At 54.0% G+C, this 21411-nt stretch carries 22 protein-coding genes; 13 read left to right on the plus strand and 9 right to left on the minus strand.

Annotated features, from left to right (window positions below):
- The first annotated feature begins 130 nt into the window (after positions 1 to 130).
- Both DYY88_RS16090 and DYY88_RS16095 read left to right on the plus strand, forming a co-directional pair.
- Entirely contained in the window at positions 131 to 574 is a 444-nt protein-coding gene (locus DYY88_RS16090; protein WP_039726345.1) for a hypothetical protein, read from the plus strand.
- Positions 575 to 1078: 504 nt separating this feature from the next.
- Positions 1079 to 1696, plus strand: coding sequence for a late competence development ComFB family protein (locus tag DYY88_RS16095; protein WP_052288343.1), 618 nt, complete (start codon positions 1079 to 1081; stop codon positions 1694 to 1696).
- Between the two features lie 386 nt (positions 1697 to 2082).
- Here DYY88_RS16095 and DYY88_RS24255 read toward each other — a convergent pair whose 3' ends face one another.
- A complete protein-coding gene (locus DYY88_RS24255) occupies positions 2083 to 2223 on the minus strand; it encodes a hypothetical protein (protein ID WP_160299531.1) in 141 nt (46 codons plus the stop codon).
- 520 nt (positions 2224 to 2743) lie between these two features.
- On the opposite strand from DYY88_RS24255, the gene DYY88_RS16100 reads away from it, so the two are divergent.
- The 4 genes from DYY88_RS16100 to DYY88_RS16115 all read left to right on the plus strand — a co-directional run bounded on the left by DYY88_RS16100 (position 2744) and on the right by DYY88_RS16115 (position 6437).
- Positions 2744 to 3982 carry a lipid-A-disaccharide synthase-related protein gene (locus DYY88_RS16100; RefSeq protein ID WP_039726346.1) on the plus strand — a complete coding sequence of 413 codons (1239 nt, stop codon included), beginning with the start codon at positions 2744 to 2746 and terminating at the stop codon, positions 3980 to 3982.
- 44 nt (positions 3983 to 4026) lie between these two features.
- Positions 4027 to 5670 (plus strand): ABC1 kinase family protein, encoded by a 1644-nt coding sequence (locus DYY88_RS16105; protein WP_039726347.1) that lies wholly within the window; start codon positions 4027 to 4029, stop codon positions 5668 to 5670.
- 39 nt (positions 5671 to 5709) lie between these two features.
- Positions 5710 to 6081 carry a VOC family protein gene (locus DYY88_RS16110; RefSeq protein ID WP_039726348.1) on the plus strand — a complete coding sequence of 124 codons (372 nt, stop codon included), beginning with the start codon at positions 5710 to 5712 and terminating at the stop codon, positions 6079 to 6081.
- Positions 6082 to 6194: 113 nt separating this feature from the next.
- Positions 6195 to 6437, plus strand: coding sequence for a hypothetical protein (locus DYY88_RS16115; RefSeq protein ID WP_130199481.1), 243 nt, complete (start codon positions 6195 to 6197; stop codon positions 6435 to 6437).
- A 279-nt stretch (positions 6438 to 6716) separates the two neighbouring features.
- Here the strand turns inward: DYY88_RS16115 and DYY88_RS16120 are convergent, their stop codons facing one another.
- From DYY88_RS16120 to petN, 4 genes are all read right to left on the minus strand, one after another.
- Positions 6717 to 7808, minus strand: a complete 1092-nt coding sequence (locus tag DYY88_RS16120; RefSeq protein ID WP_052288344.1) for a pentapeptide repeat-containing protein — start codon at positions 7806 to 7808, stop codon at positions 6717 to 6719.
- 88 nt (positions 7809 to 7896) lie between these two features.
- On the minus strand, positions 7897 to 9264 hold the full coding sequence (locus DYY88_RS16125) for a 16S rRNA (cytosine(967)-C(5))-methyltransferase (RefSeq protein WP_044151144.1): 1368 nt from the start codon (positions 9262 to 9264) through the stop codon (positions 7897 to 7899).
- Between the two features lie 24 nt (positions 9265 to 9288).
- Positions 9289 to 9477, minus strand: coding sequence for a hypothetical protein (locus DYY88_RS16130; RefSeq protein ID WP_039726351.1), 189 nt, complete (start codon positions 9475 to 9477; stop codon positions 9289 to 9291).
- 142 nt (positions 9478 to 9619) lie between these two features.
- On the minus strand, positions 9620 to 9709 hold the full coding sequence (petN, locus tag DYY88_RS16135) for a cytochrome b6-f complex subunit PetN (RefSeq protein WP_039726352.1): 90 nt from the start codon (positions 9707 to 9709) through the stop codon (positions 9620 to 9622).
- Between the two features lie 78 nt (positions 9710 to 9787).
- Here petN and DYY88_RS16140 point away from each other — a divergent pair, with 78 nt between their 5' ends.
- Complete coding sequence (locus tag DYY88_RS16140) at positions 9788 to 10252, plus strand: hypothetical protein (RefSeq protein ID WP_039726354.1); 465 nt, start codon at positions 9788 to 9790, stop codon at positions 10250 to 10252.
- Positions 10253 to 10430: 178 nt separating this feature from the next.
- Here DYY88_RS16140 and uvrA read toward each other — a convergent pair whose 3' ends face one another.
- From uvrA to DYY88_RS16155, 3 genes are all read right to left on the minus strand, one after another.
- On the minus strand, positions 10431 to 13490 hold the full coding sequence (uvrA, locus tag DYY88_RS16145; RefSeq protein ID WP_039726355.1) for an excinuclease ABC subunit UvrA: 3060 nt from the start codon (positions 13488 to 13490) through the stop codon (positions 10431 to 10433).
- A gap of 164 nt (positions 13491 to 13654) precedes the next feature.
- Positions 13655 to 14614, minus strand: a complete 960-nt coding sequence (locus DYY88_RS16150; RefSeq protein ID WP_084607030.1) for a phosphodiester glycosidase family protein — start codon at positions 14612 to 14614, stop codon at positions 13655 to 13657.
- A 16-nt stretch (positions 14615 to 14630) separates the two neighbouring features.
- Positions 14631 to 15005, minus strand: a complete 375-nt coding sequence (locus tag DYY88_RS16155) for an alr0857 family protein (RefSeq protein ID WP_039726357.1) — start codon at positions 15003 to 15005, stop codon at positions 14631 to 14633.
- A gap of 81 nt (positions 15006 to 15086) precedes the next feature.
- On the opposite strand from DYY88_RS16155, the gene DYY88_RS24260 reads away from it, so the two are divergent.
- The 5 genes from DYY88_RS24260 (at position 15087) to DYY88_RS16175 (ending at position 18806) form a co-directional block, all read left to right on the plus strand.
- Positions 15087 to 15239, plus strand: coding sequence for a hypothetical protein (locus DYY88_RS24260; protein ID WP_160299532.1), 153 nt, complete (start codon positions 15087 to 15089; stop codon positions 15237 to 15239).
- A gap of 134 nt (positions 15240 to 15373) precedes the next feature.
- A complete protein-coding gene (locus tag DYY88_RS16160) occupies positions 15374 to 15727 on the plus strand; it encodes a hypothetical protein (protein ID WP_130199482.1) in 354 nt (117 codons plus the stop codon).
- Positions 15728 to 16088: 361 nt separating this feature from the next.
- Positions 16089 to 16919 (plus strand): hypothetical protein, encoded by an 831-nt coding sequence (locus DYY88_RS16165; RefSeq protein WP_130199483.1) that lies wholly within the window; start codon positions 16089 to 16091, stop codon positions 16917 to 16919.
- A 118-nt stretch (positions 16920 to 17037) separates the two neighbouring features.
- Positions 17038 to 17760: an FAD-dependent thymidylate synthase gene (gene thyX / locus DYY88_RS16170; protein WP_039726361.1), complete on the plus strand. Its 723-nt coding sequence runs from the start codon at positions 17038 to 17040 to the stop codon at positions 17758 to 17760.
- A 35-nt stretch (positions 17761 to 17795) separates the two neighbouring features.
- Entirely contained in the window at positions 17796 to 18806 is a 1011-nt protein-coding gene (locus DYY88_RS16175) for a DUF2806 domain-containing protein (RefSeq protein WP_039726362.1), read from the plus strand.
- A gap of 24 nt (positions 18807 to 18830) precedes the next feature.
- Here DYY88_RS16175 and rimO read toward each other — a convergent pair whose 3' ends face one another.
- Entirely contained in the window at positions 18831 to 20153 is a 1323-nt protein-coding gene (gene rimO / locus DYY88_RS16180) for a 30S ribosomal protein S12 methylthiotransferase RimO (RefSeq protein WP_039726363.1), read from the minus strand.
- Between the two features lie 291 nt (positions 20154 to 20444).
- Here rimO and btpA point away from each other — a divergent pair, with 291 nt between their 5' ends.
- Positions 20445 to 21293, plus strand: coding sequence for a photosystem I biogenesis protein BtpA (gene btpA, locus DYY88_RS16185; protein WP_039726364.1), 849 nt, complete (start codon positions 20445 to 20447; stop codon positions 21291 to 21293).
- Positions 21294 to 21411: the final 118 nt, after the last annotated feature.

The raw sequence follows: 21411 nt of genomic DNA on the forward strand, positions 1-21411 counted from the left end.
AGCGCGATCGCTCCCACAGACCAACCCACTATGCTGGAAACATCCCGGTTGGTCTGTGGGAGATTTCATCATGTTTCAACAATGGCGATCCCCGTGCTGGGGGCGATCGTGTGCAGGGGCACTGCTAGCGATGAGCACCGCTTGGCTTACTACAGGGGCGACTCTACCCACTGCAACACCCATACCGGCGCGATCGCTGCACCTGGCTGACATCACGATTCAGGTGCCCGTGGTGATTCCTGGTTATCCCGTGATTGTGGTGCCCCGGCGCGAGGTCGAACCATCGGTGACAGTACGCTTTGTGGCTGAGGGCGATGACTGGGCCAGCATTTACCTAGATGGTCGGCTGTTGTTTCGAGCGAATAATACTCGCCGCGATCATATCGTTCAGCTGGATCCTGGTGCATATTATTTAGAAGTTACTGGGGTGACGAGCTTTGATCGCTGGGCTGCTGGTTATCTGGATGTCGGACGCAATGATGCCAACGTTGTGGTCATTCGCTATGGCAAAGACTCTGGTGTGCGCGTCGCTGGTGATCCCTATGTCTGGCTGCCCGACGAAGTTGACGATTGAGCCACGCCGGGCCGGTTTTCGTGGGTTGATTATGGCGGCGATATGGGCTGACTGAGCGATCGCGGCCCAGGTCATAACGGTCGTGATCTCCATATACTTGCGAGTGCTATCTGACAATATGCGCCGTTAACAGTCAGGTGCTAGCAACTTCATTTGATCGATCGAGCTGTTTAGCCAATGGGTCTGCCAAGACTATTAGCCCATCGGCTCGTCCGCACTCTGAGTAATATCAAGCACGTTTAAAGATAGACCCTGCTCTCTCCTGGCTTTAGTCATTGCGAGTGATCGAAAACACTGATCAATCGTGTTTCAGATCACATTGCCTAAAAACTCTGGTCGCGATTTTCTGATGTGCTGGCCGCAATTTTAAGATTGCGTGTTTTCTTTTATGCAAGGCTTTCTACGAGAATATACTGATATTAAGGGCTCGCTCTAGTTCAGGATTAATCCAAAAGCTGGGATGCCCGTTCTTTATTGCTTTTCATATTGTTAATCGGTGCAATTATGGTCAGCCAGCTGCAACTCACTCCATCCACCACCCACTTCAACGTGATGGAATTATTGGTCGCCGACGAAGTCGATCGCCAACTGCAAGACTTACCGCCACGCTTAGCCAAATATCTGAAACGGAGCGAAATCGAGACTTTTGCGCTCAATCGTTTGCCCGCGCTGTATGCCGCGAGTGAGCGGGGCTTGGAGTATCAGCAAGCTAAGGCGCAACAAGAGCTACAGGGGCAAATCACTCGAGCAGTGCGCCAGGCTTTGGCGGCTGTGCAAGGAGATCCGTTGCGGGCGGCTCAGCCCCTGCAAATTGAAGCCCCACAGCAACAAGCTGAAGTTGCTCTGGCGATGTTGCAGCAGTGGTTAAAAGCGCCTGACTTGACTTGGGACAAAGCCCTTACGGTGCTAGCTCAATATCAGCGTTCTCAAGCCTATCCGGCCCAAAGTGTGGCTCAGGCATTGGCTGCGGCAGTCCCACATCCTCCGACTCGCCAGGCTGACGCCCATGGCTATGCGAAAGATGCTAGTGAACTCAAAAGTACTGCGCTACGTCCGGGCGTTTACGGTTGCCGCACCGCGTGGATTCCGAAACAGCGCCAAGCAAAGTCATGGCAGCGTTAGCCTGGCATCAAGGTTGCCTGAGTGGGGTGGCGAGTCAGGCCATCCAAGCGAGTCTCGCACTCCAGCTTGACTGAGGCGAAATCAGTGTGCGATCGCACTGGCTCGCGTTGGTGGCTGATCAATGACGGCGATCAGAGGACGGCTGAGTGCTTTGACAACCTTGAAAAGGGGCGAAACTTGCCGCTTGGGTGAAGTGAAGGACGCCCCCCGTGAGCCGTTGCAACCGTGGGTGTGGTCATTGTGTCACCACGCTACAGGGCTTCAATTGAGGCTTGACGTTGTACTGGTCTATCAGCTCAAAGCGCTCAGGGAGCGTTGCAGGGTGATTGCGAGGCTCCGGGTCGCAACCGTTGCGACCCGGAGTGGGGGATATTTGGCTGCTAGCCCTAACCATGCCGACGCATGGCAGCAATTTGCATCGCGATGTAGTCACGTTCTCGATAGTCGTTGGCGTAGCGCAACTGATGACGCAATTCATCGATTTTTTGCTGCTTTAGCCGCTTTTGTTCGCGATCGTTATATCTCATTTTAAAAACTCAACTTTGGCCTGTGCCCTAACTACTTCATCGCTTGCAGAACCCTGATCGCGAGATCGCTAACCGTTCAATCAGCTTTCAAGAACCAGCAAGGGATATTTAAAGGCTGCCGCCAAAACTGTAGCATTCGATACTGTTTTAATAAATCTCAACAATAAAAAGTGTGGCGGTAAGCGGGTGGCTGGGGGTCAAGAGTGGCAGGGCGTGTCTCATGATGGCCGCTTGGTCGGGTGAGACCTATCGGGACTTGGTTGAGTCAGTTGCTGCAATGGTGACCACAGTCGGCATCGCTCTGCCGCGATCGCGGTGAATTCGCTGCACCACGATGGTCGGCACAAGGACAGGTCGTCCTCGTCTGGTCATTAGAGGCAGGACTGAGGGGACTCCGGTTCACTGCTGACGTCAGGCGATTGAGCGAATCACAGCATGGCATTGTTTGGCGAGCCAACATTTTGCCGACGTCGGTTTCTGTTTCTTGTAGGCTTATTGAGGAGCTACGGCAGAAGGCGTGATGGCCCAGCGGGTACTTTTTTTAAGCAACGGACATGGCGAAGATCTGAACGCTAGCCTGGTGCTCAAAGCTTTGGGAGCGATCGCGCCAGAGCTGGAAGTCGCGGCCATGCCGATTGTGGGCGAGGGTAGTGCTTACCGCAAATTGGGCGTCGAGATTATTGGGCCAACCCAGCAGCTCCCGTCGGGCGGGTTTAACTACATCAATTTTGCGCGGTTCTTGAATCCGGTGAACTGGTGGCGCGATACCAACCCCGTTAGTTTAGTCAAAGATGTCTTGTCGGGACTGATTGGGTTGACGATCGGACAGCTGCGGGCCGTTCAACGCTACAGTCCAGCGTGTGATTTGCTGTTTGCCTGCGGCGACATTGTGCCGATTTTGTTTGCAAGGCTGACGGGGCGTCCCTTTTTCGTCTTTTTAGTCAGCACCTCTAGCTATTACGAGGGCAAGGTCAAGCTGCCGTGGCTGGCTCAATGGGGAATGCGATCGCCCCAGTGTTTGGCGATTTTGACCCGCGATCGCTACACTGCTCAAGACCTTCTTGGGCGTGGATTTGCTCAGACGCAGTTTCTCGGCTACCCCATCATGGATGTGTTAGTCCCCAGTGGGCAGGCGCTCAATGAACCCCACATGCCCCTGATCGCCTTATTGCCAGGGAGTCGCCTGCCAGAAGCACAAATCAACTTGGGGCTCATGCTGGAACTGTGTGCCGCGATCGCTCAGCTACGCCCGGCTCAGTTTCGAGCCGCCTTGGTGTCCAGCTTTACGCAAGACTATCTCGCCACGTTAGCCCGCGACCACGGCTGGACACTGCATCCCGGCTACTTGCAGAAAGCGGCAGTCACGGTGCATTATCACTACGACGCATTCGCCGACATTTTGCACCAGTGTGATTTGGTCGTGGGCATGGCCGGGACGGCTGTCGAGCAAGCCGTCGGGCTCGGCAAACCCGTCATCCAAATTCCGGGGCCGGGGCCGCAATTTACCTATCTGTTTGCCGAAGCGCAGATGCGCCTGCTGGGGGCATCGATTACCACGATTGGCACGCGACCCGCGACCACCAAAACCCTGGTCGAAGCCGCTGCCAAAATCGATGCCATGCTCAAAGATGAGCCATATCTCGAGCGGTGTCGAAGGAATGGCCAAGAGCGGGTAGGTGGCCCCGGTGGCTCTGACGCGATCGCCCACAAAATTGTGGAAACGCTGAAGCACCTCCCCCAAGAAACCTCAATGGTTTGATACAAACTTCGTTAGCATCAAAATACCCCCCCTTTGGAGGCTCAATGCTTGCATCGTCGCGAATGTCCCGTCAGGGCGAAATTGTTGAAGTCGTTTTCCGCAATGGTTGGGATTATATGCGGCGATTGCTCAGCGGTGGCAAAGCCGATGAGCCCGACATTCCCACGCCGGAAGTCTTGCGCAACATTTTGACCGAGTTGGGGCCGGTATATGTGAAATTTGGGCAGCTGCTCAGCACGCGCCCTGATCTCTTACCTGCCCGCTATATCGAAGCCCTCAGTAGCCTGCAATCGACGGTCAAGCCGGTGCCAGCCAGCCAGATGGAGCCGTTTATCCGGCAAAATTTACCTGGTCCGGTGGAGAACTATTTTCAAAGTATTGAATATTCGGCGATCGCGGCAGGCTCGATCGGTCAAACGCACCGCGCCATTCTCAAAGATGGTCGCCAGGTTGCCATCAAAGTCCAGCGCCCCGGCATTGAAAAGCTCGTTGAGCACGACATGGCCCTGATCCGCGATGTCGCCCGCCTGGTCTCGGCCAGCCAGTTTGGCCAGCGTTACAACGTAGTGGACTTGGCGTACGAATTTAGTGAAGCGATACGCTCCGAACTCGATTTCACCACTGAGGCGGAATATACCGACCTGCTGCGTCGCAACCTGCAAGACAGTCCCTGGTACGACCCCAAGCAACTGGTGGTGCCAGAAATCTTTTGGGACCTGACCAATTCCAAACTCATGGTGATGGAATGGTTAGACGGTGCGCCCATTCTCACAACCCCTGTCGCAAAGGATGACAACGAGAAAGCGGCTCGCAAGCGTGAACAAATTACGACGCTGCTATTTCGCGCGTTCTTCAAACAATACTTTGTGGATGGCTTCTTCCATGCGGATCCCCATCCTGGCAATATCTTTTTTCTTAAAGATGGACGGGTCGCCCTGTTGGATTGCGGCATGATGGGACGTCTGGACCCCCGCACCCGCGCCACCATGACCGAAATGGTGCTCGCGATCGCCAGCTCCGACGCCCAACGCTGCACCCAAATTGCGTTAAAACTCACAGAACCCCTACAACCCACCGACATCGCCAAACTCGAAAGCGACTTTGCGCGATTGATGGGGCGCTACTATGGCCTCAGCCTGGAAAAGGTCAACACGGCAGAAGTCTTTGGCGAAATTTTGGAAGCGGGCACGCAAAATGACTTGCGCTGGCCTGCCAATGTGGGGCTGTTCACTAAATCTCTGGCGAATCTGGAGGGGGCGGCACGGCAGTTCAATCCCCACGTCAATCTGCTGTCAGAAGTGCGGCCCCTCATGGCCGATCTGTTTCGCTATCAACTGGCAGGCGAAGATTTGGTGCAAACGCTGCTCCGCACTGGCTTGGAGTTTCGTAACCTCTCGCTGGAATCGCCTCGGCAGTTCGCCTTTTTGCTCGATCGCCTCAGCGCCGAAACCCTGCGCTGGAACGTCCGACTGAGCGGACTAGAGGGGATGCGCCGCAGCATTGACGACGCTGCCAACCGTCGCGCCTACAGCACCGTCGTCGCGGCATTGATCATCGGGGCGGCGATCGTCTCCACTAATCAGCAAAGTTCGCAAGGCATTATTCTCAGTAATATCTTGTTCGCAGCGGCCACTTTCTTAGGATTGTGGCTAGTGGTCAGTATTTTACGTTCCGGGCGACTCCGATAAGCCCCCTCCACCCCGAAGGTTTGAATCAGGAGCCATCTAGTGATCAACGGCATTCAAGATGTGTACGTCAATGTTGCAGATATGCAGCGGGCGATCGCGTTTTATACCGACCTCTTGGGCTGCTCTGTGCTGTATCAAGACGAGCATTGGTGTTCGCTCGATGCCCATGGCCTCAAAATCGGCCTGCACTGGACTGGGGGTGATGCGGTGCCCGCCGTCCCCTTTGATGAACACGGCCCCCATGCGGGAGCGACGATCACCTTTCGGTCTGATGACGTGGCTACCGATAAGGCGATGCTCCAAAATCAGGGTGTTGAAATCGTTGGCGAGATTGATGAAAGCTTCGGCCACTTAGTCATCTTTCGCGATCCCGATGGCAATTTTCTCAAGCTGATGCGGCAAAAGTATTAGCCTGGCATCGACATACCAGCTTCCTTGTAACGGGTTGTGCGATCGCCTTGCGCAATCTAGGTAATTTATGGAAAATGAATATAGTTTATTTGTACTATTTTGAGGTTGAGCCGATGATACCTCCTGCCGCTACGTTTCAAATTAACGTCGTCGATGGTTTTCGCCTGGGCTGTTTGCAAGTGCCTTTAGCTCAAGTTGCTGATTGGCTGAACTTTTTGGTGACGCCTCACTATCGCGTTGACATCATCTCGTCTGAGCAAGTGGGCGATCGCTTACACATCCATTTCGAGGCCAGCGAAGGACTCTACGCCTACCTGGAAAACCGCCTGATGGACACTCTAGAATTCGCCGCCTAAACCTGTGAGGTCACGACAATTCTGGCGATGATCGTGGCTGAGTGGATTGCAGTTCTAACTGCAGGAGACTGCGATGTTAAGCGATCGCTAAAACTATTACGGGCCGCCACCCTGCTATCCAGCTACCCTCATACCAATTTCCTTTTGAAATGTCCCACATAGCTTCTGTCAGGGATTCACCGGACTCGGAGGCTGCGATGGAACCCGTTGAACTTGCTGAACTTTGGATATGGGACATTTCAAATCTAAAACTGTATCAAAACTAAATTCGTATGACAGTTAGAGATTAAACCAATTGTCCCGATTGAAGATTACTTGGCCATTGGCCAGCTTTCTGAGTACATAAAAGGTCTTCCCTTCTACGCTTGGTACAAGGAGTATATTGCCGCTTTCTTCAGGATTGATACTCATCTCTTTGCAGTTACGGTTTCGCAGACGTAGATCAACTCCTTCAGGCAGAAAAGTACAGCAGAGTTTCGCCTGGGCTAGCTGTTTCTCTGTAAAGTCAACAGCACCTTCCAAATTGGCGGAACAAAGGAAGGTGCCCTCCAAGATGGTTTGCGATAGGCTGGCACCTTCCAGGTTAGCGGAACAAAGTAAAGCACTTTCCAAAATCGTTTGCGATAGGTTGGCTCCTTCCAGGCGTGCTTCTTGAAGGTCAGCTCCTTGTAAGTAGGCTCCCTGAAGAATAGCCCCTTGTAGGTGAGCGTACCTAAATCTGGTCCCTTCCAGGCGAGCGTAGCTAAGTGTGGCATTTTCCAAGTTAACCCATTCCAGATCAGCTCCTTCCAGGCGTGCTTTTCGAAGTTCAGCCCCTTTTAAGTAGGCTCCACTCAAGACCAAGGGGTGGCTATCAAATGTAGTTTCGCGTCGTCCAATAACGGTTAATGCGCTCTGAACCTCTTGCCTTGGTTTATTGGGCTTTCCATATTCGCCAGATTGTGTTTTCTTCCTTATAAATGCTGTCAGCACCTCCATCACGACTGGATGATCCTTCCTCGAATCTCTGGCGATGCGCTCAAGTGAATAGACCCCTCCAAGTCTGACCTCTAACTTCTCATCGGCCAGCATCTCTACAGCTTTGGCAAAGCGGTCTGTGACATTCTTATCTTCAGTCAAGCGAATATTTTTTAGCGTCAATCCAGCTGTCACTAGAAAGAACAGGCCACCTAGAGCCTGAATCGCTGTCTTTCGATACTCATTCTCTAGAGCGGCTTTGTCTTTACCACTTATCTGCGTCTGCGACACTTGCCAATTAGGGAGCCAGCCTACAGTAACGACAGCCAGTAGGACAACACCCAGGCTACCTAGCCAGAACTTGGCCTTAGAAAGGCGTTGTAGCGGCTTGACATTGGCTTGACGTTTTTTCATGACCTCAGTCTAGGGCCTTGAAGCTTGTTAGGCTATGCACTGCCACTAGCTGAATGTGTATATGGGACATTTTAAAGCTGAAAATGTATCACATCCTGCGTCCCAACCGCACCATAAAGAATCCATCCATGTTGGCTTGATGCGGCCAGACCTTGACCCAGCCTTCCGGCGTGGCAAATGCAGCGGTGGGTTCCCCAGTTTGCGGCGGCAAAATTTGCCAATCGGGGTGAGTGGATAGGAACTGCTCAATGACCGCTTCGTTTTCCATCGGGTGCAGGGTGCAAGTGGCGTAAACCAAAGTGCCTGTGGGTTTTACCCAAGTGGCCGCACGGTTGAGCAGGCGCAACTGTAGAGCGGCTAATTCTTGGACTGATGCCGGTGTCTGTCGCCAGCGAGCATCGGCATGACGGTGCAGGGTGCCCAATCCTGAACACGGGGCATCTACCAGCACGCGATCGCCCTCACCTTCAAATTTGGTGATCTCAGTGCTATCGCCCTGGCAGGTTTGGATGCAGTTTAGCTGTAAGCGGCGGACGTTTTGCGAAATCTTTTTCAGGCGGGATGGGGTGCGATCGCAGGCCCAGATCAGTCCTTGATCGCCCATTAATTCGGCTAAATGGGTGGTTTTGCCGCCGGGGGCAGCGCAGGCATCAACTACCAAGTTTCCCGGTTGCGGGGCAACGAGAGTACTGACGAGTTGCGCACTAGCATCTTGCACGGTCCAGTGACCCTCGGCGTAGCCTGGCAGCGCCTGAATCGCCCCCGCAGAGGGCGGCAGCCGGAGTGCTTGGGACAAATGCGGCAACGCTGTCACCGTAATACCTGCCGCCGCCAAGCTTTGTTGCACCGCCTCACGGGACTGTTGCAGCACATTTACCCGGAGGTCAATGGCAGGTGGCTGGTTAAACCAGTCACACAAGGCAATGGCGTCGGTCTCACCGAGTTGCTCCAGCCATAGCTCCACCATCCAATCGGGGAAGCTGTGCTGAATGCCCAAAGCCGTCACGCGATCGCTGGGCAACGTGAGGGGATCCACTCCTGTTTGGCGACGGCGAATGTACTGGCGCAAAATGCCGTTCACCACTCCCGAGAGCTTGCCTTTGCCCAGCGCTTTGGTTAGCTCCACACTGGTATTGACCGCTGCCGACTCCGGTACTTGGGTCAAAAATCGCAGTTGATAAAAGCCCAAATGCAAAATTACGCGCAGTTCCGGTAATTGCTGGTGGGCGGGCTTTTTGCCGAGTTGGTCAATCAGAGCGTCCAGGGTGCGCTGCCGTCGCACTGTGCCGTAGACTAACTCGGTCGCAAAGGCGCGATCGACCGCACTGAGTTTGACCTTGGCAAGTAACCGATGCAGCACGACATCGGCATAGCCGCCGCGATAAATTTCCTTTAAAGCGTCAAACGCCAACCTTCGGGCTGGCGATTGCGCGTTAGATGATGATGGAGTGGTCACAAATTCAGTTGGCCCGCAGGCTACCTACTTCTTCTTTTTCCGTTGGGTCTTTTTGATGGTGGGGGCCGTGGCTTCTTGATCACGCTTGCGGCGACGGCGATCGCGCCACTCAGCAGCAGTTAAATACACCACCCCCCCAGTCACGACGACCATTAGCGCGGCAGCGAGCACCGCCAAAATGACAAAAGTCTGGTTGTTAAGCGCGGTCTCCATCACACAGCATTAGTTACAAATACACATTGAGCAGGTTGCTTAGGAATTGGAATTAAATTAAGTGTGAACAGCCGTCTCGGCTGTTCAAGAGCAGGCAAGATGCCTGCCCGACAAAACTTGGATTTTATAAAATCCTGATTCCTTAGAAGCCATTGCGGCCCCAAACCACCATCGACAAAGAAAAGGTGAAGACCACCAGCAGCGAAACCCAACCCAGCGTCAAAATATCCATAGTCGTCTTAAAGCAAGAATTCACAGTGCATAAACCATCATAGGACAAAGCCCCGACGGAATTATCGCAATTTGAACAATGCAACATCCTTCGCCATTTACCCCTGCCGAGCGTATCGAGTCTGCCAAAGTCGCGATTGCCGGTGGTTTCATTGCTGGCTTCATTGGCCTCGCTTGGCTGTTGTTTAGCCGTTATGTACAGGGAGAGATGATCTGGGCGGGACTCCTGAGCGGGTGGAACTTAGCGAACCTGACATTGCTGGTGAATGGCGCGATCTCTGCCCTTTCCGGCAGCCTATTTGCCTTAACCTACCGCTATGCCATTCGCCAAGACGATAATCCGCAGCTTCGCGGCGGAGTCGTGCTCGCCTTCACCCTGGTGCGCGGTCTGGCGGAAGTCGACGCCAGTTCGGCCATTGCCCAAAATTTTTGGCCATTCCTCACGGCCTGTGGCGAGAGTTTCATCTTGTTTGGCGGCTGTGCGATCGCCCTCAACCTGGCCTTTGCCCAGCAATGGTTGAAACCTTTTGGCCCAGACTCCTGAAGGAAGGGGGATTGGGTGGCTGGGTGGCTGAGTAGTTAGGTGGCTGGGTGATTGGGTGGCTGGGTAGTCACACTCAGAAACTAGCCTCTAAGCAGAATATCTGCCCCCCTGCGCCCTCGCTCCCCTGCGCCCTTAGCCCCACGCTCCTTACAGACAGCAGAAACCATCCCAAAAACACCTACTTGGCATGTTGTTCCAGCACTCTTGCCAAATACTTACCCGTGTAGGAATTGGGATTTTGAGCCACCTGCTCGGGGGTGCCGGTCGCGATGACTTCGCCGCCGCGATCGCCCCCCTCTGGCCCCAAGTCAATAATCCAATCCGAGCAGCGAATTACGTCTAAATTATGCTCAATCATCAGCACCGAGTTGCCCTTATCTACCAACCGCTGCACCACATCCAGCAGCTTGTGGACATCATAAAAAGACAGGCCCGTCGTCGGCTCGTCAATCAGATATAGGGTTTTGCCCGTTGCCCGTCGGGCCAGCTCCGACGCGAGTTTCATTCGCTGCGCTTCACCCCCTGACAGGGTGGGCGCGGTTTGGCCCAAGCGCACGTAACCCAAGCCCACGTCTACCATGGTTTGCAAGCGCGTCGCCGCCTTGGGAATGTTTTCAAAGAACGCTAGGGCTTCCTCAGCCGTCATGCCTAATACGTCGGCGATGGTTTTGCCTTTGTACTTCACCTGCAAGGTTTCGCGGTTATAGCGAGCCCCTTTACACACCTCGCACTGCACGTACACATCAGGCAAAAAGTTCATCTCAATGACATTGACGCCCTGCCCGCCGCAGGCCTCACAGCGGCCCCCCTTCACATTGAAGGAGAATTGTCCCGCTTTGTAGCCCCGTGCTTTGGCTTCGACGGTGGTGGCGAACAGATCGCGAATCACGTCAAAGACGCCCGTATAAGTGGCTGGATTCGATCGCGGCGTGCGACCAATGGGCGACTGATCAATCACGATCGCCTTATCGATGGATTTCAGTCCGGCAATTTTCTCCAACTGATTGGGGAAGGGAATTTTGCTGCCGAAGTTGTGCATCAGGGCTTTGTGCAGCAGGTCATTCACCAAGGTGGATTTGCCTGATCCCGACACACCCGTGACACACACCAGCTTGCCGAGGGGAATCTCGACGTCAATATTTTTCAGGTTGTTGCGGTGGGCGTTGATGAGTTTAAGCGATCGCTTATTGCCCTTGCGCCGTTCTTTGGGCGTTTCAATGGTGCGTCGCCCCGACAAATAAGCTCCAGTGAGGGAGTCTTCCGCCGCTAACAGCGCCGCTAAGTCACCCTCGGCCACAATGTTGCCGCCGTGGACGCCTGCTCCTGGGCCAATATCCACTAAGTGATCGGCAGCGCGGATGGTGTCTTCATCATGCTCGACGACAATGAGCGTATTGCCGATGTCGCGCAGGTGGCGCAGGGTATTGAGCAGGCGGTCATTATCGCGCTGGTGGAGGCCAATGCTCGGCTCGTCCAACACATACAGCACCCCCGTCAGGCCCGAGCCGATTTGCGTTGCGAGACGAATACGCTGAGCCTCGCCCCCCGAGAGGGTCATAGCGGTGCGGTGCAGCGTCAAGTAGTCCAACCCCACATCCAGCATGAACTGGAGGCGCGCGCGAATTTCTTTCAGCACCAACTCGCCAATTTGCCGCTGCCGGGACGATAACAGCGGCGTGCCGTCGGCTTCGCCCACCAATTGCTTAATGCGCTCCAAACACTCGCGGACCGAAACATCAGTCAGGTCGTCGATGCCGTACGGCCCCATGCGCACCGCTAAAGACTCGGGCTTCAGCCGCGCCCCGTGGCACACTTCACAGGGCTGATCAATCAAGTATTTTTCGAGCTTTTGTTTGTAGGTTTCGGACGACGCTTCCCGATATTGCCGCTCCAGCATGGGCAGCACGCCTTCATAGGCGCGGTGATAGCCTTTCTTGTCGCGATAGCGCGAGTCCGTTTCGATGTAAATCTTCTCTTGAGAACCGTGCAAAATGATGTCTTGCTGTTCGGGGGTCAGGGTTTCCCAGCGGTCTTGAATTTCAAACCCAAACGCCTGCCCGACGCTGTAGAGCAGCGAAAAGTAATAGGTGTTATCTTTTTCTGACCAGGGAGCGATCGCGGCGTAGACCGGCAAGGTCGGATCGGGCACCACCAGTTCTGCCGTGAAGGTGCGCAAGCTGCCCAGGCCGTGACAGTGGGGACAGGCGCCGTAGGGCGAGTTGAAGGAAAACAGGCGGGGCGACAACTCTTCCATGACGGCCCCGTGTTCGGGACAGGCAAAGTTTTCGGAAAAGACGAGTTCTCTCGGGGGGGCGGCTGGCTCCTGCTGTTGAACGCCGTAGCTGCCGCCTTTTTCTGCCGCTGTGGGCAAACGATCGGACAAATTCTTTGCTGCCCCAATGGGCACGACTTTGTTCTCAGCATCGGCTTTGCGATCGGGCAGCACATCGATTACGGCAATGCCACCAGATCGCTTCAGACAAGTCGTGAGCGAATCGGCTAAACGCTCTTGCAGTCCCGCTTTCATGACCAAGCGATCGACCACCACTTCGATGGTGTGGGCGTGGTTTTTGTTCAGTTCAATATTGTCGTTCAGGTCACGAATGTCGCCGTCGATGCGTACCCGCACAAAACCTTCCGCTGCTAAAGCTGACAGCAGCTTTTGGTGGGTGCCTTTTTTGCCCCGCACCACCGGAGCGAGAATTTGAAAGCGGGTACGCTCCGGCAACTCCATCACCAAATCCAGCATTTGGTCGAGGGTCTGGGGCGAAATAGAGCGATCGCAATGGGGACAGTGGGGTTCCCCCGCCCGTCCGAAGAGTAATCGCAGATAGTCGTAAATCTCGGTAACTGTGCCCACCGTGGAGCGCGGGTTGTGGGAAGTGGATTTTTGGTCGATGGAAATGGCGGGACTGAGGCCCTCGATCGCATCCACATCGGGCTTATCCACCTGGCCGAGGAACTGGCGGGCATAGGCACTCAGCGACTCCACGTAGCGCCGCTGGCCTTCAGCGAAGATGGTATCAAAGGCCAGGGAAGATTTCCCAGAACCCGAAACCCCGGTAAACACAATCAGTTGATTGCGCGGCAGTTCGAGATCAATGTCTTTGAGGTTGTGCTGGCGAGCACCTCGCACGCGAATTCGGTCATCGTCGATTGCCGCATCTGCGTGATGGCCATTTTGGCTATTCACATCTGCTTGAGAATCAGCTTCAGTGGAGGAGGAAGACCGAGGCATAGTGAAAAACCCAGCACGTCAAACACTGTTGTAGCAACAGTTCTTAACACTATAACCCGCAGCCTTTCGTCCTGTGGTGCAGGTGAGCGGAATGTCTATGCGCAGGATTGAGTGATGGTTCGCATTGCTCCTGCTAGCGGTCAGTTTGCCGCTGCTCATGAGATTTAGCGGACCACTAATACCGATTTGATCGGTCGTTCTATGGGCGCTCCCTCGGCGTCAAGTTTGCCGAAGTCGGTGTGGCCGTCAAAATACAGAGCGGTGGAACTGCCGCCATCCAGATTCAGCGCTTTTGTTACCCCCAGGCTGGCTAAAAACTCGGCCATCTGGGCCAGTGTCAGTCCGGTGGCCCTGTCAGCGTCTCGCAGTTGGGTGGCGATCGCCAACACCACCGTGCCATCCGCCTTGAGGCCCACGGCAGAGCGAGCATTAGGCCACTGACTCCCTAAGGCATCCCGCACCCTTTCCCCAGCATTGTTGTCGGCCATGAAGCCCTCTTCGTAACCCGTCAGAGCGGGCAGCAGTTGTGGTCCGGCCCCGACTACATCGACCAGTGTGCAGGGGGCTGGGATGGGCGCACCGTGAGTGGCGATGTCGTACTCCACACCGTCAGCACAGTTGTAGATCCGAAATTCTGAGCGATTGAGGATCGCGGGCAATATGGTTTGCAGGTCGGGATTCTCAATCAATCGAGGATTTTGTCTCGGATCGGCCATGATCGCCCCGTCCACAATCACGAATGAAGTCGTCAGTCCATTTTGCGGGTCAAAAAAGCCCGCGTTAATGGCGGCGATCGCCCCGGCCGCCTGGGCTTGCTGCGATAGGGTGGCCAAATCGACTGACCAGACCACCGCCAGGGTATGGTCGCTCTGCGGCGGCACCGTCACTACCTGCACCACGCTATTCGGCAGCTCGTAGGTGCGATGTTCCACCGCTGCTGCAGCCGGCACTGCCGCCTCGATCACCGCAGCGGATGATGTGCCATCGGTCACCGAGGGTGACGACAGCGGTGTTGACGGTGCTCCTTCAACACAGGCTGTGAGCCCCACCGTGCCCGCCACCAGGCAAGTGAGCTGACTCGCGACGAATAGCCGCCGCGATCGCCCACCCGGAAACCAGTTCATCCTGCCATTGTTCAAATTAGACCCTCAGCTTTTGCGCCTGACATTGATGCGACCATTGCCAGAGACTCAGCAATCGCTGCTCCAGCCGCAGATCGAGCTCGGTAACAAAGATACCGTGCTCGGCCTCCGGTTCTTCGGTGAGCCAGAGGCCCGATAAGGTCACCTCAAACCAGTCGCGATCGCAACGGGTCAGCTCAAAGTCTTGCAGCTGTGTCCACGCTAGCGCCTGTATCAGGACCGCCGACAGGGGAATGTTGGCCGTGATCGGCTGCATGGTCATCGGTCGCTGCGCCCGCGCATAGGTATACACCCGATCACTTAGCACTTGGCTTAACGGTTCAGGACTATATTCCAAATGCAATCCAGTTTCGGTGTAAGTCACTTTCAACATGGAGACACCCAAATCATAAAGAAACAAAAATCGACGAAATCTTTTAGGCCAACCCAATCCGGTGTGACTCGCGTCCAGCCTATGCCCACTCTCAGCCTCGATGCTGAGCGCGCAATGGCCATGACCACGGTCTTTCCCAAGACGGGAAAAACGGCTGGTGGCGATCGCGCTGAGCCTGACGCATGGTCAGAACCCCAGGCTGCGATCGCCCATTGCCATATACCGTGCGACTGATAGCTAACGTTCTCCGTTGCTGTGAGAACGGCAGCTTCAGCAGCCGCTGATTGGAATAAGAGGAGTTATCCTTGCAACCAAAGCTCACCAGTTCGTGGCAAGTCACTCGTTTGGAGTCGCAATAATCGACCTCGATGACCCAGCAGCCATGCCCTCTCGCTCGTATGGCGATACTGGGGCAGCCGCTGGAGCGTCAGATATCGATTCATTGGCCGCAGGGTAAGCCCAAAGAAGCCGTCTACCACATCAATCAGCCCATCAATCAGGCATCCGAAGGCGGCATGGCCAACGTTGCGAATTTGGATGCAAATCTGAATGAACTGATTAAGCATGGCATCAGTCTCCCTATGAAGCATTCTCAAGGGAATGCACTTACACAGTTGCGTATCTGGGTCAATACTACACGTGTAATACACCCCTGTCCAGAAAAATATAATTTTGTCATCCCGGTTGGTGGGTTGGTGGCCAAATCAAGCCGTGCAGGATGATAACGCCACTTGTTGTGTTGAGCCTTGAAGGCGAAACTGGGATGCTCATGCTTCTATGTGGCTAGGCTGTTGCTCCCCATTGTGGTTAGTCTCTGAAGACTGGCGATCGTGGACCGGGGTGAGGCACGCGACGCTGCTTCACAGCATGATGGATGTTGCAATCCGGGCGCTCTCGTCATCGCTAAGACCAGATTTGCAGCCGGGTAGAGTTTGCATTTTGTATGAATGCTCGATTGGCGACTGCAATCCCGCCCAGGGTGTTTAATACTGTTGAGGTGACGGTTTAGCGCTGTTTTCCCAGTCAGGCGTTAGACTGAGCATCGTCTTTACCGTTTGACCGTGTTTATTCTGTGTATCCGCCGTGGCCCAGCGATTTTCCAACCAGTCAATGCTTGCACCCGTGAAGCCTTGGAGCCGCCAGCTCAGTGCGTTGCCCATCGCTCTCTATCAACAAAATAGTGCAACGGTGAATCGCTATGGCCGTTGGTTCTTGGTGGCTTGGTTGGGAGCCATGGCCGACAGCAAGATTTTTTTGGCGATCGCCACCAGCACGCTCACCTATCAGTTCCTAGCATCCGGAGATCGCCTGCCCTGGGAAACGGTGGAGCCGCTGTATCAGCAATGTTGCACCCGATTATCTCGACTGGGACAAACGCCTCTGCTGGCGAGCACCTTGGCCTTTGCCACGACGTACGGATTTGCTGCCGCGTGGTCACAACTTGGGGGCAGTTGGGCGGCGATGACGCTGCTGGGTTTGGGAGCGGGTAATCTGCTCTTTTTTCTCAAAGAGGTGAATGCTCAGTCTACGGTAGGGTCTGAGACGGCAATGCCAGGGTCAACTGCAGAAAGCTTTGGGCCTACTTGGGACGAGCTGTCGGCGGCTGACCCGCTGAAGCGTCTGCGGGCGGTGCGATCGCTGCTCCACTGGTGTTTGAGTTCGGACGCAGGCACGAAAACGTATTTGCCGGGCACAGACGTCACTGTGCGATCGCATCTGGTGGATTGCTTTCGCGTCATGCTGACCCACGAGTCAGAACCGATTGTGCGGGCTGCCCTGGTAGAAGGGTTGAAGGCGCTGCAACCCAAACCTCAGTTACCTGCTGGGCAACCGGCGATCGCGCCTCTGAAGTCCAAACCGCAAACCGTTCAAACTCCGGTACGGCAGCGATCGGTTGAATACGTCGAGCCTTAAAAGAACCTGGAAACGATCCCAAAATGAACCGGATCGGGGTAGCCTAGCGAGGCATTTAGAACTGACTGCGATCGCGGTCGGTTCTTTCGACGCTGTTGTTCACCTTCCCCAGAGCCCCATGGATCGTTTTACCGTTGAGGTCATTTCGCAAACCCCCAATCCTCAGCAAACCATCTACGCTGCCATGCACCAGGACTACGCCGAGGGCTTTGTGGCCCACGAGCGCGACACCTGGCCCAGCGAAGAAAAAGCGGGAGAAGTGGTGATCAAAAATTTACTGAAAGGGGGCCGTGGCCACTATGGGCCGCTGGAACATCCGCAAATTGTGTTGAATGTTGGCTGGTTTCCCCACAGTACGATGCAACAGATTCGCACTCACCGGGTCGGCGTTAGCTTCGATGTGCAGAGCTTTCGCTATACGGGCAGCCGCATTTTAGATGTGGTGAGTGGCAAGCGCGAGGTCGAAGAGGTGTTTTATCTCCGCCCAGTGGGCATGTATAGCGATCGCCAGGGCAAAAAATATGAGTACACCGCTGAAGAGCGTCAGCAAGATATCGAATGGTGCCTCGAAGCTTGCCATCGCTATCAGGCCAAAATTGAGGCTGGATTTGCGGAAGAACACGCGCGGGGCTTGATTCCCTTTGATGTGCGGCAGCATTGGGTGATGTCGGCCAACCCGCGATCGCTGATGCACCTACTCGATCTGCGTTGGAAAGCAGATGCCCAGCTTGAAGCGCAGAAAATGTGCGAGGAAATCTGGCCTCACTTCCAAGCTTGGGTACCCGCGATCGCTGCCTGGTACGAAGAAAACCGCCTCAAAAAAGCCCGCCTCGCTCCTTAAATTTGACGAACTCTCACCACATACAATATTTAAGTATGGAGATTAAAGATTTAGCTGGTATCAGTGAACCACTAACACGACTGATTGAGGTGATCTCTCAAGGTGTCGGAGCTGTATCAAGCTCTTATTTAATTCGTCGAAATGCTGATGCCAGAGCTTATGAAATACGAGTTATATCAGCTGCTCTCCAGGAAGCGTCTGAACAGAATAATCTTCCAGTTGCTTACAAGCACGGAGAAATTAAAGTATGGCAAAAACCTGATGATAGCAACCTAATTCTTAATTCTGGTTCAATTGATGAACGTTCGAACCTTCGCCTCGATTATCAAGAGCGTAAGCGACAAACTAATCTCGAAAATGTGACATCTGTCGCAGCTGCAGAACTTGCCGGTGAGAAGTTCATACCTGAGGAAAAACCAAGTGAAGACTGGGTTGCAAGATTTTTTGGATCAGCCCAGGATGTCTCATCTGAACAGATGCAAAGTTTGTGGGGACGCATTCTTGCAGGAGAAATCCGTAAACCAGGCAGTTACTCGCTTCGAACACTTGAACTTGTTAGAAACCTAAGTCAAAAAGAAGCAGAAAAGTTCATTCTTATAGGCAATATGGCGATACAAATTGGTGAGAGTTTTGTTGTTGTCACTCACAACAAGGAATGGTTAGATGAAAATCGAAATATTACTTTTGGGCTCTTTGTGGAATTGAGTGAAATAGGTTTTTTATATCCATCAGAACTCGCCAAGCCGGTATTTGATGAGCCCCAGCCAGAAGAATTGCCATTTATCTATCAAGATAAATTATTGCTTGTGAAGCGCCATGAGATTGAAAAAGAGATCCGTCTTCCGATTTGGAAGTTCACAGCTATTGGCCAGGAGCTACTCTCACTTTTGCAGGCGAATGTTGATTATGAATATCTCAATAAAGTTGGCGAATTTTTCATGCAGTACGGAGGAAAAGCCTTTGTAGGTCAGGTGACCAGCATAGAGGCAGGCGTGATACGTTATGAAAGTTTGCGAGAGATTGCAGCTAAAACCTCCAAGTTGTGATTTGTCTACAAGTCTCAGAGAAAGCTAGCAAACATGGCCAAATAAATCATAGAAATCGGCGGCGTCAATATGGACTTTAGCGAGTTGTCCGAGGGCGGCTGTTCCTTTGACGTAAACGAGGCCATCGACATCGGGGGCATATCGGAGCGATCGCCCGATCATCTCGCCAGTGCCCGGATTGACCTGCTCAATGAGCACGTCAACTACTTTGCCGACTTCGGCTTCGTTCCGCTTGAGAGAGATGGGTTGCTGGACTTGCATCAGGCGATCGCGACGGGCATCCATCACCGCCTGGGGAATTTGGTTCGGCATCGTCGCGCCCGGAGTGCCTTCCTCAGCGGAATAGGTAAAGACGCCGACGTGATCAAATTCGTGGCGCTGCACAAATTCCACCAAATGTTCAAAATGCTCTTCCGTTTCACCGGGGAAGCCCACGATAAAGGTGGTGCGCATCACAGCTTCTGGTAGTGCGTCTTTAATTTGATGAATAATGTCATCGTTGACGCGCCCTTGCCAGGGACGATTCATCGCCCGCAGCACCTCAGGATGAGAATGCTGGAGCGGCAAATCTAAATACGGCAACACATTCGGCACATCTTTGATAGCCTGAATCACTTTTGGCGTCAGTCCCGTGGGATAGGCGTAATGCATCCGAATCCAGGGAATATCCACCTCGCCTAAGGCATAGAGCAGTTCCGCGAGTTGAGGCTGACCGTAAAGATCCACACCGTAGTTAGTCGTGATTTGAGAAATCAGTACCAGCTCTTGCACACCTTCTGCCGCGAGTTGCTGGGCCTCCGCCACGATGGACTCGATGGAGCGCGATCGCTGATCACCCCGCAGGTGAGGAATAATGCAGAACGCGCAGCGATAGTTGCAGCCTTCGGCCACTCGCAAATAGGCGGTGCCCTCCGCCGTCGTGCGGTAACGGGGGACGGTTTCATCCGCAATATAGGTGGGCTCTGCCGAGACTTCCTTCACCCGCTCGCCGGCTTCTGCCCGCTGAATGACATCCACGATTTTGTTGTAGTCGCCCGTGCCCACCAGCGCGACGGCTTCCGGAATTTCTTCCAGCAACTCATCTTTGAAATGCTGCGCTAGACATCCGGTAATGACGATTTTTTTCTTAGCTTCGGCCAGTTCTACCAGCGTCCGCACCGATTCCGCCCGTGCCTCTTCGATAAAGCTACAGGTGTTGACGATGACGTAATCCGCCAATTCTTCATTGGCATCAACCCCATATCCAGCCTGCACCAGCAAGCCCAACATGTGCTCGGTATCGACCCGATTTTTTTCACAGCCCAAATGGGTAACGGCGATCGTGGGTTGGGTAGCAGCGGCAGTCATAAGGCGGTGATAACACTCGTGTATACGACGTAGATTTGGCGTCAGGCTATCTTCGCTGCAGCTCAGTTCTCGGGGCAGCGAACGGATGACGTTGATCTATGCAAACCTTCATCATAAGACCTGAATCAGACTTTAGGAAAATCTCTAACGTTAAAGTCAGAACACAGCCAAATTGCTCACTCAAGAATGAGAGCGCTTAGGGTAAATTGGGGAAGGCACAAGGTGTAAGGTGGTGGTTGTGCCATCTTGGCTGTTTAGCGACTTTGTTTTCGCATTCGAGATCAACTTCACGTGAGCTTAACGACAATTTTTAAGACCGCAACGCCAGTCATTGGGGTTGTCCATTTACTGCCCTTACCCACGTCTCCTCAGTGGGGAGGCGATTTGCAACAAGTCATGGCGCGGGCTGAGCAAGAGGCCACTGCGTTAGCCTCCGGCGGGGTGAGTGGCATCATTGTGGAAAACTTTTTTGATGCCCCGTTTACGAAAGGTCAAGTTGATCCGGCGGTGGTCAGTGCCATGAGCCTGATTGTGCAGCGCTTGCAGCAGTTGGTGGCGGTTCCTGTCGGTATCAATGTTTTGCGTAATGACGCTCGCAGCGCGTTAGCGATCGCCACCTGTGTGAATGCCCAATTTATTCGAGTCAATGTGCTGACGGGCGTCATGGCCACCGATCAGGGACTGATCGAAGGGTGTGCGTATGAACTGCTGCGCTATCGCCGTGAACTGGGTAGTGAAGTCAAGATTTTGGCCGACGTGTTAGTCAAACATGCGCGTCCGCTGGGGTCCCCAAATCTCACCACGGCAGTGCAAGAGACGATCGATCGTGGTTTGGCTGACGGCATCATTCTCTCGGGCTGGGCGACGGGCAGCCCCCCGAGTTTGGAAGATTTGGAATTGGCGAAAGCGGCTGCCAGGGAAATTCCCGTCTTCATCGGCAGTGGCGCGAGTTGGGAAAACATTGGCAAGCTGATGCAATCGGCTGACGGCGTCATTGTTGCCAGTTCTTTGAAACGCAAGGGTGATATTCAGCAGCCGATTGATCCGATTCGGGTGCGGCACTTTGTGGAAGCCCTCGAGGCCGGAATGGCAACGCAGCAGATAGCCCCAGATTATTCATCGATCGTCTCGGCAAAATAGCTGGATGAAACAGTGACGCGATCGCTGAAAAACTTCCCTCGACGGCTCATAGCCCGTTGCTGGGCACAGGAAATTTGCCTATCTAGCAAGAACCCAGTTCAGTCATGGTCGCTGAACT

Source organism: Leptolyngbya iicbica LK (genome assembly GCF_004212215.1).
GTDB classification, from domain to species: Bacteria; Cyanobacteriota; Cyanobacteriia; order Phormidesmidales; family Phormidesmidaceae; genus Halomicronema; species Halomicronema iicbica.